At 64.6% G+C, this 13,207-nt stretch carries 13 protein-coding genes; all 13 read left to right on the forward strand.

Annotated elements, in window-relative coordinates; all coding sequences use genetic code 11:
• The first annotated feature begins 12 nt into the window (after nt 1–12).
• The 13 genes from ACQRAG_RS03960 to ACQRAG_RS04020 all read left to right on the forward strand — a co-directional run bounded on the left by ACQRAG_RS03960 (nt 13) and on the right by ACQRAG_RS04020 (nt 13,179).
• On the forward strand, nt 13–999 hold the full coding sequence (locus tag ACQRAG_RS03960; RefSeq protein WP_427803627.1) for a beta-ketoacyl-ACP synthase III: 987 nt from the start codon (nt 13–15) through the stop codon (nt 997–999).
• A gap of 62 nt (nt 1,000–1,061) precedes the next feature.
• Nucleotides 1,062–1,814, forward strand: a complete 753-nt coding sequence (gene fabG / locus ACQRAG_RS03965) for a 3-oxoacyl-[acyl-carrier-protein] reductase (RefSeq protein WP_304021499.1) — start codon at nt 1,062–1,064, stop codon at nt 1,812–1,814.
• Nucleotides 1,815–1,879: 65 nt separating this feature from the next.
• Entirely contained in the window at nt 1,880–2,116 is a 237-nt protein-coding gene (acpP, locus tag ACQRAG_RS03970; protein WP_006003837.1) for an acyl carrier protein, read from the forward strand.
• A gap of 121 nt (nt 2,117–2,237) precedes the next feature.
• Nucleotides 2,238–3,485 (forward strand): beta-ketoacyl-ACP synthase II, encoded by a 1,248-nt coding sequence (gene fabF, locus ACQRAG_RS03975; protein ID WP_204625032.1) that lies wholly within the window; start codon nt 2,238–2,240, stop codon nt 3,483–3,485.
• 21 nt (nt 3,486–3,506) lie between these two features.
• On the forward strand, nt 3,507–4,745 hold the full coding sequence (glyA, locus tag ACQRAG_RS03980) for a serine hydroxymethyltransferase (RefSeq protein ID WP_168935421.1): 1,239 nt from the start codon (nt 3,507–3,509) through the stop codon (nt 4,743–4,745).
• 249 nt (nt 4,746–4,994) lie between these two features.
• On the forward strand, nt 4,995–5,474 hold the full coding sequence (locus tag ACQRAG_RS03985; protein ID WP_040368923.1) for a deoxycytidylate deaminase: 480 nt from the start codon (nt 4,995–4,997) through the stop codon (nt 5,472–5,474).
• Nucleotides 5,467–6,609 carry a bifunctional diaminohydroxyphosphoribosylaminopyrimidine deaminase/5-amino-6-(5-phosphoribosylamino)uracil reductase RibD gene (ribD, locus tag ACQRAG_RS03990; protein ID WP_204625031.1) on the forward strand — a complete coding sequence of 381 codons (1,143 nt, stop codon included), beginning with the start codon at nt 5,467–5,469 and terminating at the stop codon, nt 6,607–6,609. Before ACQRAG_RS03985 ends, ribD begins: the two co-directional genes overlap by 8 nt.
• Before the next feature lie 3 nt (nt 6,610–6,612).
• Complete coding sequence (locus tag ACQRAG_RS03995) at nt 6,613–7,275, forward strand: riboflavin synthase (protein ID WP_168935424.1); 663 nt, start codon at nt 6,613–6,615, stop codon at nt 7,273–7,275.
• 9 nt (nt 7,276–7,284) lie between these two features.
• Nucleotides 7,285–7,755 carry a 6,7-dimethyl-8-ribityllumazine synthase gene (ribH, locus tag ACQRAG_RS04000; RefSeq protein ID WP_006003824.1) on the forward strand — a complete coding sequence of 157 codons (471 nt, stop codon included), beginning with the start codon at nt 7,285–7,287 and terminating at the stop codon, nt 7,753–7,755.
• A gap of 3 nt (nt 7,756–7,758) precedes the next feature.
• Nucleotides 7,759–8,232 carry a transcription antitermination factor NusB gene (gene nusB, locus ACQRAG_RS04005; RefSeq protein WP_168935425.1) on the forward strand — a complete coding sequence of 158 codons (474 nt, stop codon included), beginning with the start codon at nt 7,759–7,761 and terminating at the stop codon, nt 8,230–8,232.
• A gap of 15 nt (nt 8,233–8,247) precedes the next feature.
• Nucleotides 8,248–10,761, forward strand: coding sequence for a leucine--tRNA ligase (gene leuS / locus ACQRAG_RS04010; protein WP_304005628.1), 2,514 nt, complete (start codon nt 8,248–8,250; stop codon nt 10,759–10,761).
• Nucleotides 10,762–10,881: 120 nt separating this feature from the next.
• Entirely contained in the window at nt 10,882–11,868 is a 987-nt protein-coding gene (holA, locus tag ACQRAG_RS04015; RefSeq protein ID WP_204673814.1) for a DNA polymerase III subunit delta, read from the forward strand.
• Between the two features lie 618 nt (nt 11,869–12,486).
• Nucleotides 12,487–13,179: a JAB domain-containing protein gene (locus tag ACQRAG_RS04020; protein WP_168935428.1), complete on the forward strand. Its 693-nt coding sequence runs from the start codon at nt 12,487–12,489 to the stop codon at nt 13,177–13,179.
• Nucleotides 13,180–13,207: the final 28 nt, after the last annotated feature.

Raw genomic sequence — 13,207 nt, forward strand, 5'->3', positions numbered from 1 at the left:
ACGGGTATTTCTATGAAGCCAAACTGCTATCTGCACGCCCTCAGCAGCTACGTTCCCGCCGAGGTCCTGACCAACGATGACCTGAGCAAACTGGTGGAGACCAACGACGAGTGGATCACCACCCGTACCGGCATCAAGCGTCGTCACCGCCTGCCTCAGGAAGAGAATGCCTCCGACCTCGGGACCCATGCCGCCCGCAAGGCTCTGGAAGATGCCGGTCTCGATGCTGCCAAGCTGACCCACATCCTCACGGCCACCTGTACGCCGGACCATCTCAGCCCCTCGCTTTCCTGCATCATCGGCGGCAACATCGGTGCCGGCCCGGCCATGTCCTTCGACTTCGGCTCCGCCTGCTCCGGCTTCCTGTACGGCCTGCATCTGGCGGACGCCCTGCTCTGCCAGGATCCGGCTTCCCAGATCCTTTTCGTCTGCACCGAGGCCCTTACCCGCCGCGTCAACTGGAGCGACCGCAGCACCTGCGTGCTCTTCGGCGACGGCGCCGGCGCCTGCATCCTGAACAGCGATCCCGAGAACGCCCTGGCCCGCGTGCAGGACAGCATCTGCAAGAGCGACGGCAGCCTGCACGACCTCATCATCGTGGGCGGCGGCACCAGCTGCCGGTACAAGCCCGGCGATCCCGTGGGCGACGACTTTTTCATTTCCATGCAGGGCCGTGAAGTCTACAAGCATGCCGTGCGCCAGATGTCCGGCATCTGCCAGGAACTGCTGGAGCGCAACGGCCTCACGGCCGCTGACGTCGATCTTTTCGTGCCCCACCAGGCCAACATGCGCATCATCGAGGCCGTGGGCAGCCGCCTGAAGATCGGTCTGGATCACGTGTTCACCAACGTGGCCGAATACGGCAACACCTCTTCCGCCTCCGTGCCGCTGGCCCTGGTGGAAGCCATAGCCCAGGGCCGCATCAAGGCCGGGGACCGTGTGCTGGTGACCGCCTTCGGCAGCGGCCTGACCTGGGGCGCGGCCCTGCTGCAGTTCTAGGCTGCCGCGGCGTTGAACTCGGCCCCTTTCTGCTATATCATAAAATCCATTGAGGCAGCATCATGAGCAATCTTGATTCCACCACTCCTACCGCGCTGGTTACCGGCGGTTCCCGCGGCATCGGTCGCGCCGTTGCCCTGACCCTGGCCCGTGACGGCTATCAGGTCATCCTCACCTACGTGAGCCGTCCCGAAGAAGCCGAGAAGACCGTGGCGGAGATCGAGGCTGCCGGCGGCCGTGCCCTGGCCCTGCCCCTCAACGTGGGCGACGGCGAAGCCGTGGCTGCCTTTTTTGCCGAACATATCAAAGGCAAGGTCAATCTGGCCGTGCTGGTCAACAATGCCGGCATCACCAAGGACGGCTTCCTGGTCCGCATGAAGGACGATGACTTCGACCGCGTCATCACCATCAACCTGCGCGGTGCCTTCATCTGCACCCGCGAAGCCGCCAAGATCATGACCAAGGCCCGTCACGGCCGCATCGTGAACATCTCTTCCGTCGTGGGCCAGATGGGCAACGCCGGACAGGCCAACTACAGCGCCGCCAAGGCCGGCCTGCTGGGTCTGACCAAGTCCTGCGCCAAGGAACTGGCCGCGCGCCAGATCACGGTCAATGCCGTGGCCCCCGGATTTATCGAAACCGACATGACCGCCGCCCTGAGCGACGATGTGCGCGCCTCCTATGAAGCCGCCATCCCGCTGAAACGCATGGGCACCGCCCAGGAGATCGCCGATGCCGTGGCCTTCCTGGCTTCGGACAAGGCTGCCTACATCACCGGCCAGGTGCTGGCCGTCAACGGCGGCATGTACTGCTAAAAACTGCGGCCGCGCACGCTGCCGCTCCCGCTACCGGAAAACACAAAGCGAGTTGGAGGATAACCATGTCTGAAGTTGCAGCCAAAGTGACCAAAATCATCGTGGACCAGCTGGGTGTGAGCGCTGAAGAAGTGAAGCCCGAAGCTTCCTTCGTGGAAGACCTGGGCGCTGACTCCCTGGACCTGACCGAACTGATCATGGCCATGGAAGAAGAATTCGACATCGAAATCGCCGATGACGACGCCCAGAAGATCCTGAAGGTGCAGGACGCCATCAGCTACATCGAAAGCAAGCAGGGCTAAGTTTTTCCCTGTCTGCCGGAAAATTGGAACGCACCGGGCTTGCCCGGTGCGTTTTTCCCCTTCCGGCCTCAACACGAGTATTTTTTCCAGGCACAAGCCCCCGCCTGTCCAAGGAGTATCCATGAGTCGTCCGCGCGTTGTCATCACTGGTCTTTCCGCCATCACCCCTCTGGGCAATGACCTTGAAACTACCTGGAAGCGCCTGCTTGCCGGCGAATCCGGTATCGGCCCCATCACCCTTTTCGATGCCACCGACTATGACTCGCGCGTTGCCGGCGAAGTGAAAGACTTCGTTGCCGAAGATTTCATCCCGGCCAAACAGGCCCGCCGCATGGACCGCTTCACCCAGTTCGCCGTGGTGGCCGCCCAGCAGCTCCTCAAAGACTCCGGCCTGGTCATCAATGACGACAACGCCTACGACGTGGGCGTCATCCTGGGCATCGGCCTGGGTGGCCTGAAGACCATCGAGACCTATCACGCCAAGCTGCTGCAGGGTGGTCCCGGCAAGGTTTCTCCCTTCCTGATCCCCATGCTCATCTCCAACATGGGCCCCGGCCAGATCGCCATCTTCACCGGCGCCAAAGGCCCCAACATCGTGACCACCACCGCCTGTGCCTCCGCCATCCACGGCATCGGCACCGCCTTCAGCGAGATCCTGCTGGGCCGCATCAGCACGGCCATCACCGGCGGTGTGGAAGCCACGGTGACGCCTCTGGGCGTGGCCGGCTTCACGGCCCTGAAGGCCCTTTCCAGCCATTACAATGATGAGCCTGCCAAGGCCTCCCGTCCCTTCGACGCCAACCGCGACGGCTTCGTCATCGGTGAAGGCGCCGGCCTGCTGCAGCTGGAAGAACTGGAACACGCCAAGGCCCGCGGCGCCAAGATCTACGCCGAAGTGGTGGGCTACGGCGCCTCCGACGACGCTTTCCACATGACCGCTCCCGCCGATTCCGGCGAAGGCATGGCCCGCGCCATGCAGAACGCCCTGCGCGACGCCGGTCTGGCCCCCGAGGCCATCGGGCACATCAATGCCCACGCCACCTCCACCCAGCTCAACGACAAGACCGAGACCAAGGGCATCAAACTGGTGTTCGGCGAGCACGCTTCCAAGATCAAGATCTCTGCCACCAAGTCCATGACCGGTCACCTGCTGGGTGCCGCGGGCGGTGTGGAGAGCGTGTTCACCGCCATGGCCCTGCATACCGGCTGGCTGCCCGGCACCATCAATCTGGAAAATCCCGATCCCAACTGCGATCTGGATTACATGGCCGGCGGTTCCGCCCATATCCCCTGTGAATACGCCATGTGCAATTCCTTCGGTTTCGGCGGCACCAATGCCAGCCTGATCCTGAAGAAGTGGAACGACTAGCCCCAAAGGGAGAGCGGTAGAATGGATGAAATCTTGCTTCAGGACCCGGAACTGGCCCAGGCCATCATCCTGGAATCCCAGCGCCAGGTCACCAAACTGGAACTGATCGCTTCGGAAAACTTTGTTTCCCCGGCCGTGCGTGAGGCCCAGGGCAGCGTGATGACCCACAAGTATGCCGAAGGCTATCCGGGCAAGCGCTACTACGGCGGCTGTGAATACGTGGACATCGCCGAGAACCTGGCCATCGAGCGCGCCAAGAAGCTCTTTGGCTGCGAATACGCCAACGTGCAGCCCCACTCCGGTTCCCAGGCCAACATGGGCGCCTACTTCTCCTTCCTCAAGCCCGGCGACACCATCCTGGGCATGGATCTGAGCCACGGCGGCCATCTGACCCACGGCAGCCCCGTCAACTTCTCGGGCAAGCTGTTCAACAACGTTTTCTACGGCGTGAACCGCGAGACCGGCTGCATCGACTATGACGAAGTGGCCCGTATCGCCCGTGAGCACAAGCCCGCCGCCATCGTGGCCGGTGCCAGCGCCTATCCCCGCAAGATCGACTTCGCTCGCTTCCGCGCCATCGCCGACGAAGTGGGTGCCGTCCTCATGGTGGACATGGCCCACATCGCGGGCCTGGTGGCTGCCGGTCTGCACGAGAGCCCCATCCCGTACGCCCACATCACCACCACGACCACGCACAAGACCCTGCGCGGTCCCCGCGGCGGCATGATCCTCTCCGACGAGACCCGCGGCAAGAGCCTCAACAGCCAGATCTTCCCCGGCATCCAGGGCGGCCCGCTGATGCACGTCATCGCCGCCAAGGCCGTGGCCTTTGGCGAGGCCCTGCGCCCCGGCTTCAAGACCTACAGCCAGCAGATCGTCAAGAACGCCGCCGTGCTGGCCCAGTGCCTGACCGATGCGGACTTCCGGCTGGTGTCCGGCGGTACGGACAACCACCTCATGCTGGTGGACCTGACCAACAAGGACGTGACCGGCAAGGATGCCGAACATGCCCTCGATGCCGCCGGCATCACGGTCAACAAGAACACCATCCCCTTCGAGACCCGCTCGCCCTTCGTGACCTCCGGCGTGCGTCTGGGCACCGCTGCCCTGACCACCCGCGGCATGAAGGAAGACGAGATGCGCCAGGTGGCGGCCTTCATCGTGGAAGCCATCGAAAAGCGCAACGAGCCTGCCTCCCTGGCCGCCATCCGCAGCCGCGTGGAGGAATTCGCCCGCGCCTATCCCCTGTTCACCTGGTAACCATGCACGACAGGAGGGAGGAGGCCCCGTCCCCGTACGGGATGGGGGTCCCTCCCTCTTTTTTTCCGCCGCGCCTGCCGGCGGCCCCGACCTGCCGGTCGCTGCTGCTGACGGTGCCTTGCGGAAAGCCCCTCTTTTGGAAAGGCCGCCTCTGGCGGCCTTTTCCGTCCGTGGTCCCCGCCACCGGCGGGCTTGGCTTTTGCCCCGGCTGCGTGTAAGGTAGTCCAACTTTTTATTGCGAGTACTGTCATGCAACGAATGCCCTGGCCCGATTATTTCATGAGCATCACCTATCTGGTGCGCGAGCGCTCCACCTGCCTGCGCCGCAAGGTGGGCGCCATCGCCGTCAAGGACAGGCACATCCTGGCCACCGGTTACAACGGTGCGCCCTCCGGCGTGCGCCATTGTCTGGAGACGGGCTGCCTGCGCGAACAGATGGGCATCCCTTCCGGGCAGCGCCACGAGATCTGCCGCGGCCTGCACGCCGAACAGAACGTCATCATCCAGGCCGCCGTGCACGGCGTGAGCATCGCCGGGGCGGAGCTGTACTGCACCACCTTCCCCTGCGCCATGTGCAGCAAGATGCTCATCAATTGCGGCATCAAACATATCTGGTACAGCGAGCATTATCCCGACGAGCTGGGACTGGCCATGCTCAGCGAGGCCGGTGTGACCTTCGAGCAGATCCCCTTCTCGCCCGACATGCTCAAAGGACCGCAGCATGTCTGAGAACATTTTCGCCCCCTTCATGCGTGAGGCCCTGGCCCTGGCCGAGAATGGCCGCTGGAGCGCCTGTCCCAATCCCACGGTGGGCGCCGTGCTGGTGCGCGACGGTCAGGTGGTGGCGCGCGGCTGGCACCATGCCGCCGGGCAGCCCCACGCCGAGGTGGAATGCCTGCGCGACGCGCAGCGTCAGGGCATCGACCCCGCCCAGTGCACCCTAGTGGTCACGCTGGAGCCCTGCAACCATTACGGCAAGACCCCGCCCTGCAGCGAAGCCGTGCTGGCCGCGGGCATCAAGCGCGTGGTCATCGGCCTGTACGACCCCACCCCCAAGGCGGCCGGCGGTGCCGAACGCCTGCGTGCCGCCGGTGTGGAAGTCATCGGCCCGGTCTGCGAGCGGGAATGCCGCGACCAGGTGGCCGACTTCCTGGCCTGGCAGCAGGGCCGCCCCTATGTGATCCTCAAGATGGCCGCCACCATGGACGGGCGCATCGCCACCCGTACCGGCCACTCCCGCTGGGTCAGCAGCGAAGGTTCGCGCGCCCTGGTGCATCGCCTGCGTGCCGGTATCGGCCGTGCCGGGGGCGCCGTGCTGGTGGGCGGCGGCACCTTCCGGGCCGACAACCCCTGCCTCACGGCCCGCATCCCCGGTGAGACGGTGGAACAGCAGCCGCTGGCCTGTGTGCTGACCTCGCGCCTGCCCAATCCCGCGGGCGACATCCATCTGCTCAAGGAGCGTCCCCACCAGGCGGTCTTCCTCTGCTCGCCTGCGGCGGCGGCCTCCACGGCGGCCCACGCCCTGCGCCAGATGGGCGTGCGCGTGCTGGCCCTTGGCCCCGGGCAGCGCGGCTGCCCGGACTTTCCGGCCATGTTCCACATGCTGTACGAGGACCTGCACTGCCCCTACGTGCTTTGCGAAGGCGGCGGGCATCTGGCCCTTTCCCTGCTGGAAGCGGGTTTTGCCGACGAATTCCTGCTGCATCTGGCGCCGCGCATCCTGGGCGACAACGAGGCCGCGCCCCTGTTCGACGGCCGCAGCCCCCTCACCATGGCCGAGGCCCTGGACCTGCGCGTCTGCCGCACCTCCCTGTGCGACGGCGACGTCCACCTGCAGCTGCGCCCGGCCATTCCTCAGGAGTAGACCATGTTTACCGGCATCATCCAGGGACAGGGCGAGATCGTGGGCCTGCGCCGCAGCGGCCAGGAGTGCCGCATGGAAGTGCGCCCCCTCTTCCCTCTGGAAAATATCGTGGACGGGGAGTCCATCGCCCATAACGGCGCCTGCCTGTCCGTGGAACGGCACAGCGGTTCCACCTTCACTGTCTATGCTTCGGGCGAGAGCCTTTCCCGCACCACCCTGGGCGACCTGCGCAAGGGCGACCTGGTCAATCTGGAACGGGCCCTGGCCCTGGGCGACCGCCTGGGCGGGCACCTGGTCAGCGGCCATGTGGACTGCGTGGCCACGGTGCGTTCCGTGGAACAGGCCGGTTCTTCCCTGCGCTGCACGCTGGCCTTCCCGCCGGCCTTTGCGGCGGAAGTCATCGAAAAAGGCTCCGTCACGCTGGACGGCATCAGCCTGACCATCAATGCCTGCGGCAAGGATTTCCTGACCGTCAACGTCATCCCGGACACCCAGAAACGCACCACCATGCTGCACTGGCGCCCGGGCAGCCGCGTGAACATGGAGACGGACCTCATCGGCAAGTACGTGCGCCGCATCATGCAGTGCCAGGCCGACGGGCCCGCCACGCCGCAGAAGAGCAGCGGCATCAACAAGGAATTTTTACTGCAAAACGGTTTTCTTTAGGAGCAGACCATGAGCAATCCCACTACCATCAGCGGCATGCTTGATGCCAAAGGCCTCAAGATCGCCATCCTGGCCACCCGTTTCAACGACTTCATCGTGGACCGCCTGACCGGCGGCGCCCTGGACTACCTGGAACGCCACGGCCTCGATGCCAAGAACATCACCATCGTGCGCATCCCCGGTGCTTTCGAGATGCCCCTGGTCTGCCAGAAGCTGGCCGCCAGCGGCAAGTATGACGGCATCGTGGCCCTGGGCGCCGTGATCCGCGGTGCCACCCCCCACTTCGACTACGTGTGCAACGAAGCCAGCAAGGGCATCGCCCAGGTGATGCTGCAGTACAAGACCCCCATCGGCTTCGGCCTGCTGACCTGCGACAGCATCGAGCAGGCCATCGAACGCGCCGGTTCCAAGGGCGGCAACAAGGGCGTGGAAGCTGCCGCCGCCATGCTGGAAACCATCCGCGTGCTGGAGCAGCTGTAATCCATGAGCAAGGGTAAATCCGCCAGCCGCCGGGGCGAACGCGCCCAGGCTTTTCAGGTTCTGTACGGGCTGTCCTTCGCCGACGCCACCTCGCTGGAAGACGTGCGCCGCGCCTTCCTGCAGTCCCCCGACCATCAGGAGACCGAAGAAGGCGAGCTGCCTTCCGGTTTTGCCTGGGATCTGGTGCAGGGCGTGTGGAGCAGGCGCGATGAACTGGACAAGACCATCAGCCGCTTCTCGCGCAACTGGCGCGTGGACCGCATGGGTCGCGTGGAGCTGACCCTGCTGCGCCTGGCCATGTACGAACTGCTGTACCGCCAGGACGTCCCCGCCAAGGTCGCCATCAACGAGGCCCTGGAGCTGACCCGCCAGTTCGGCGAAGACAACGCCACCAGTTTTGTCAACGGTATTCTGGACGCCGCCGCCAAGGCTCTGGAAAAGGGTTCCCTCTCCGCCGGAGAGGATTCCACCAACTAAAAGCAGACAAGTGTCATGACGCAAGATCGTTATTCCCCGCAGGACATCGAACAGAAATGGCAGGAGCGCTGGCAGCAGCAGGATGCCTTTGCCTGCGACCATCACAGCGACAAACCCAAGTATTACGTGCTGGAGATGTTCCCCTACCCCTCGGGCAACATCCACATGGGCCATGTGCGCAACTATTCCATCGGTGACGTGGTGGCCCGCTGCAAGCGCATGCAGGGCTTCAACGTGCTGCATCCCATGGGCTGGGACGCCTTCGGCCTGCCCGCGGAAAATGCCGCCATCAAGCACAACACCCATCCGGCCAAGTGGACCTATGCCAACATAGACAACATGCGCGCGCAGCTGCGCCGTCTGGGCTATTCCTATGACTGGTCCCGCGAAGTGGCCACCTGCCGCCCCGAGTACTACCGCTGGGAGCAGAGCTTCTTCCTGCGCCTGCTGGAAAAGGGCCTGGTCTACCGCAAGAAGGCGCCCCAGAACTGGTGCCCCTCCTGCCACACCGTGCTGGCCAACGAACAGGTCATCGACGGCCTGTGCTGGCGTTGCGACAGCCATGTGGAACAGAAGGACCTGACCCAGTGGTTCCTGCGCATCACCGCCTACGGTGACGAACTGCTGCAGGACCTGCAGAAGCTGGAAGGCGGCTGGCCCGACCGCGTGCTCTCCATGCAGCGCAACTGGATCGGCAAGTCCACCGGTGCGGCCGTGCGCTTCGGCCTGCCCGCCCCCCTGGACGGCGTCGACCATCTGGAAGTCTTCACCACCCGTCCCGACACCGTGTTCGGCGTGACCTTCCTGACCCTGGCCCCCGAACATCCGCTGGTGGAAAAGCTCATCGAAGGCTACGAAAAGGCCGACGAAGTGCGCGCCTTCGTGACCCGCATCCGCAACATGGACCGTCTGGAGCGCCAGTCCGACAATCTGGAAAAAGAAGGCATCTTCACCGGTGCCTATGTGATCCATCCCTTCACCGGCCGGCAGGTGCCCGTGTGGCTGGGCAACTTCGTCCTGGCCGACTACGGTACCGGCGCCGTCATGGGCGTGCCCGCCCACGACCAGCGTGACTTCGAATTCGCCCGCAAGTACGGCCTGCCCGTCAAGGTGGTCATCAGCCCCGAAGGCGAGGTCCTCGACCCCGCCACCATGGAAGCCGCCTTCACCACCGAAGGCGTGATGGTCAATTCCGGCGACTTCGACGGCATGCCCAACACCGACGGCAAGAAGGCCGTGGCCGAACGTCTGGAAAAGGAAGGCAAGGGCAAGGCCACCACGCAGTTCCGCCTGCGTGACTGGAACATCTCGCGCCAGCGTTACTGGGGCGCCCCCATCCCGGTCATCTACTGCGACAAGTGCGGCGTGGTGCCCGAGAAGGAAGAGAACCTGCCCGTGCTCCTGCCCCTGGATGCCCATGTGCGTGAAGACGGCCGCTCTCCCCTGCCCGAGACCGACTCCTTCGTGCGCTGCACCTGCCCCGTCTGCGGTGGCGAGGCCCGTCGCGAGACCGATACCTTGGACACCTTCGTGGAGTCCTCCTGGTACTTTGCCCGCTACACCGGCGCCCGCAATACCGAGAGCGCCTTCGATATGGACGCCCTCAAGTACTGGCTGCCCGTGGACCAGTACATCGGCGGTGTGGAACACGCCATCCTGCACCTGCTCTACGCCCGCTTCTTCACCAAGGTCCTGCGCGACCTGGGCTTCTACCCCGAAGGCCTGGACGAGCCCTTCACCAACCTGCTCACCCAGGGCATGGTGCTCAAGGACGGCAGCAAGATGTCCAAGTCCAAGGGCAATGTGGTGGACCCCACGGCCATGATCGCCAAGTACGGCGCGGACACCGTGCGTCTGTTCTGCCTCTTCGCCGCGCCGCCGGAGCGTGACTTCGACTGGTCCGACAGCGGCATCGAAGGCTCCTCGCGCTTCCTGCACCGCGTCTGGCGTCTGTTCATGGACGAGGCCGAGCGCCTGTCCGCGGTCAAGGCCTGCGGCGCCGGTGCCGACGACGTGACCACGCCCGAAGCCCGCGACCTGCGCCGCCGCGAACACCTGACGGTCAAGAAGGTCACCGAGGACATGGGCAACCGCTTCCAGTTCAACACCGCCATCTCCGCGGTCATGGAACTGGTCAACGCCATGTACCTGTCCCGTGAAAAGCTGGGCAAGAGCGACGCCGAGAACCGCGTCTTCTCTTCGGCCATGGCCACGGTGCTGACCCTGCTCTCGCCCATCACCCCGCACCTGTGCGAGGAACTGTGGCAGCGCATGGGCCACACCTCTTCCCTGCAGGAAGAAGCCTGGCCCGTGTGCGAGGAAAGCGCCCTGGTGCAGGATACCGTCACCATCGCCCTGCAGGTCAACGGCAAGCTGCGCGGTACCATCGAAGTGCCCGCCGGTGCCGACAAGGCCCGGATGGAAGAAGTGGCCCTGGCCGACGCCGCCGTGCAGCGTCACACCAGCGGCCTGACCATCCGCAAGGTCGTGGTGGTGCCCGGCAAGCTGGTCAACGTGGTGGCCAACTAGCCCGCAGGGAGCCCCGCTCCGCAATACCGAACTGAACCGTTGCGGGGGAAGAAGGCCCGGACATGCCGTCCGCCTTTTTTCCCCGCAACGTCGTTTTCCATCCCGAACCCAGGACGTACCATGCCCAGACCCGGTTTTTCCTTTCTCGTCTGCCCGGACAGCCGCCTTTTGCAGGCCCGTCTGGAAGCCCTTGTGAGCGCCCAGGGCGACAGCAGCCGCTGGGAACGGCACGTCCACTGGGGGGACGAGGAGCCTTCGCCGCGCTTCTGGGAACAGCTCACCCTCCAGGGGCTGTTCGGCACGCCGCGCCTGCTGGTGGTGCGTCAGGCCCATCTCTGGCCCGCCGCGGTCTGGAAAAAAATCTCCGCCGCCCTGGCCCGGCCCTCGGAACAGTGCTGGCCTTTCTTCTGCCTGGAAGTGGCCTGGGAAAAAGGCCAGCCCAAGATCCCTGCCCACATCGCCAAGCTGCGCTGCCTGGGCTTTGCCGACCAGCAGGGCTGGATCTGGCGCAGCGAAGGCCTGAGCGAGCGCAGCATCAAGAAATATGTCCGCGACCGCGCCCAGGCCCTGGGCATCCCCTTCGAGGCCGACGCCTTCGAACAGTTCTGCACCTCCGTGCCCCCCGATGCCCAGGCCGTGGAGAACGAACTGGAAAAACTCCTGCTCCTGCGCCCGGCGGATGACGGGCAGGCCATGCCCTGGTCCGTCACCACGGACATGCTGGCCACCAGCTCCTGGGCCCCGGAATGCAATATCTTCGCCTGCATCCGCCATATGGAAGCCGGCAACCTGGCCGCTGTCTGGAAAGAGCTGGCCCGGGGCCGCAAGGACGTGGAAGGCCTGCTTTTCCCCCTGCTCTCCCTGCTGGCCCGCGAGTTCCGCCAGCTCTGGCAGGCCTGCGCGGGCGAGAAAGTCCGCTTCCATCCCTCCGAAGCCAATGCCAAGCAGCAGCTGGCACGCCGTCTGGGCCCCGCCGCCCTGGCCCGCTGCCTGGGCATGATCATGGACGCCGAGCTGGCCATCAAGAGCGGCCGCTGCACGCCTGAGCAAAGCCTGGACAAGCTGGCCACCGATCTTGTGGCACTCTTCGCCGCTGCCCGGCGCTAGGGATTTTTGCAACTACACTGATTTTTTGGGGGAAGCCCCCCTTGTTCCGCTGTCGCCCGCAGCTTTCTCCGTTGCAACGGGCTCGGCCCGTGTCGCTTTTATTGGGGGAAGGGACCCCCTTTTGCTGGCGCGAAAAGGGGTCCCTTCCCCCAAGCCCCCATCCTCCCCCAAACGCGCTTTCTTCCGGAAAATTTTTGCATGACGGTCAGACCTTCGACTCAAAAGGACCGTACTTTCCAAGAAGACGTATGACACGGCGCCTGCAATTCTCCGGGCGCACTCTATCCCCAAAAATCACAGACGACAGTCACAGGGCTCTCTGCCACGGGCAGTTGAGGGCCTGCATCATCAGCCCTTCCGAGCTTATGACTGGTCACGAAGCCAAAGAGGACGCTCCCCGGGGCGTCCTCTTTGGCTTCCAGTAAAGCGCGCTGGGGAGGGGGGGAATTTGAAGGGAGGGGGACACCTCTCGCGCCGGCAGCGACCGAAGGCGGCCGCAGGCCGTGCCCGTTAGCGACAAAGGAGCCTTACGGGCATCGACAGCAGAGATGAGGGGTCCCCCTCCCCTCAATGAATCTCTTTTCTGCCCCTTGCGCTTGCCAAAAAGCATCTTACCTTATGACCGCAATGCCTGTATCCTCTGCCTCTCCCCATAGCGGTCACCGCAGCCGCCTGCGTCAACGACTGGCTCGCGAGCCTCTGGCTGTGGCCGATTATGAGATCCTGGAACTGTTGCTGGGCTACGGGCAGCCGCGCAAGGATACCAAACCGCTGGCCCGGGAACTGCTGCTGCGCTTCCATAATATCCGCGGCGTGCTGGACGCTCCGCCGGAACAGCTGCTGGCCGTGCCGGGTTTCGGCCCCGGCCTGCTCTCCATGTGGCAGGTGCTGCGCGAAGTGCTGGCCCGCCATGCGGCCGCGCCCCTGTTGCAGGGGGTGGAAGTGGCAACGCCCCAGGCAGTGGCCGAGATGGCCCGGGCCCGTCTGGCCGGCAGCCAGCAGGAAGAATGCTGGCTGGCCATGGTCAATGCGGGCAACCGCCTCGTGGCCTGGGAACGCCTGCGCCAGGGCAATGTGGAAAGCGTCCCTTTGCTGCCCCGCGATGTACTGGAGCCTGCCCTGCGCTACAAGGCCAGCGGCATCATCCTGGTGCACAACCATCCGGGCGGCCAGACCCGGCCCTCCCAGCCCGACCTCATCTTCACCAATACCGTGCGGGAGCTGGCCGTCAACATGGGGCTGCGTTTTCTGGACCATGTGATCGTCACCGATAATGGCTGCTACAGCATCTGCCAGTGCAGACACCTGTAAGCAGTCCGGGAGTATATATGTCTGATCA

It is taken from the genome of Desulfovibrio sp. SGI.230 (genome assembly GCF_050313065.1).
Lineage (GTDB): Bacteria > Desulfobacterota > Desulfovibrionia > Desulfovibrionales > Desulfovibrionaceae > Desulfovibrio.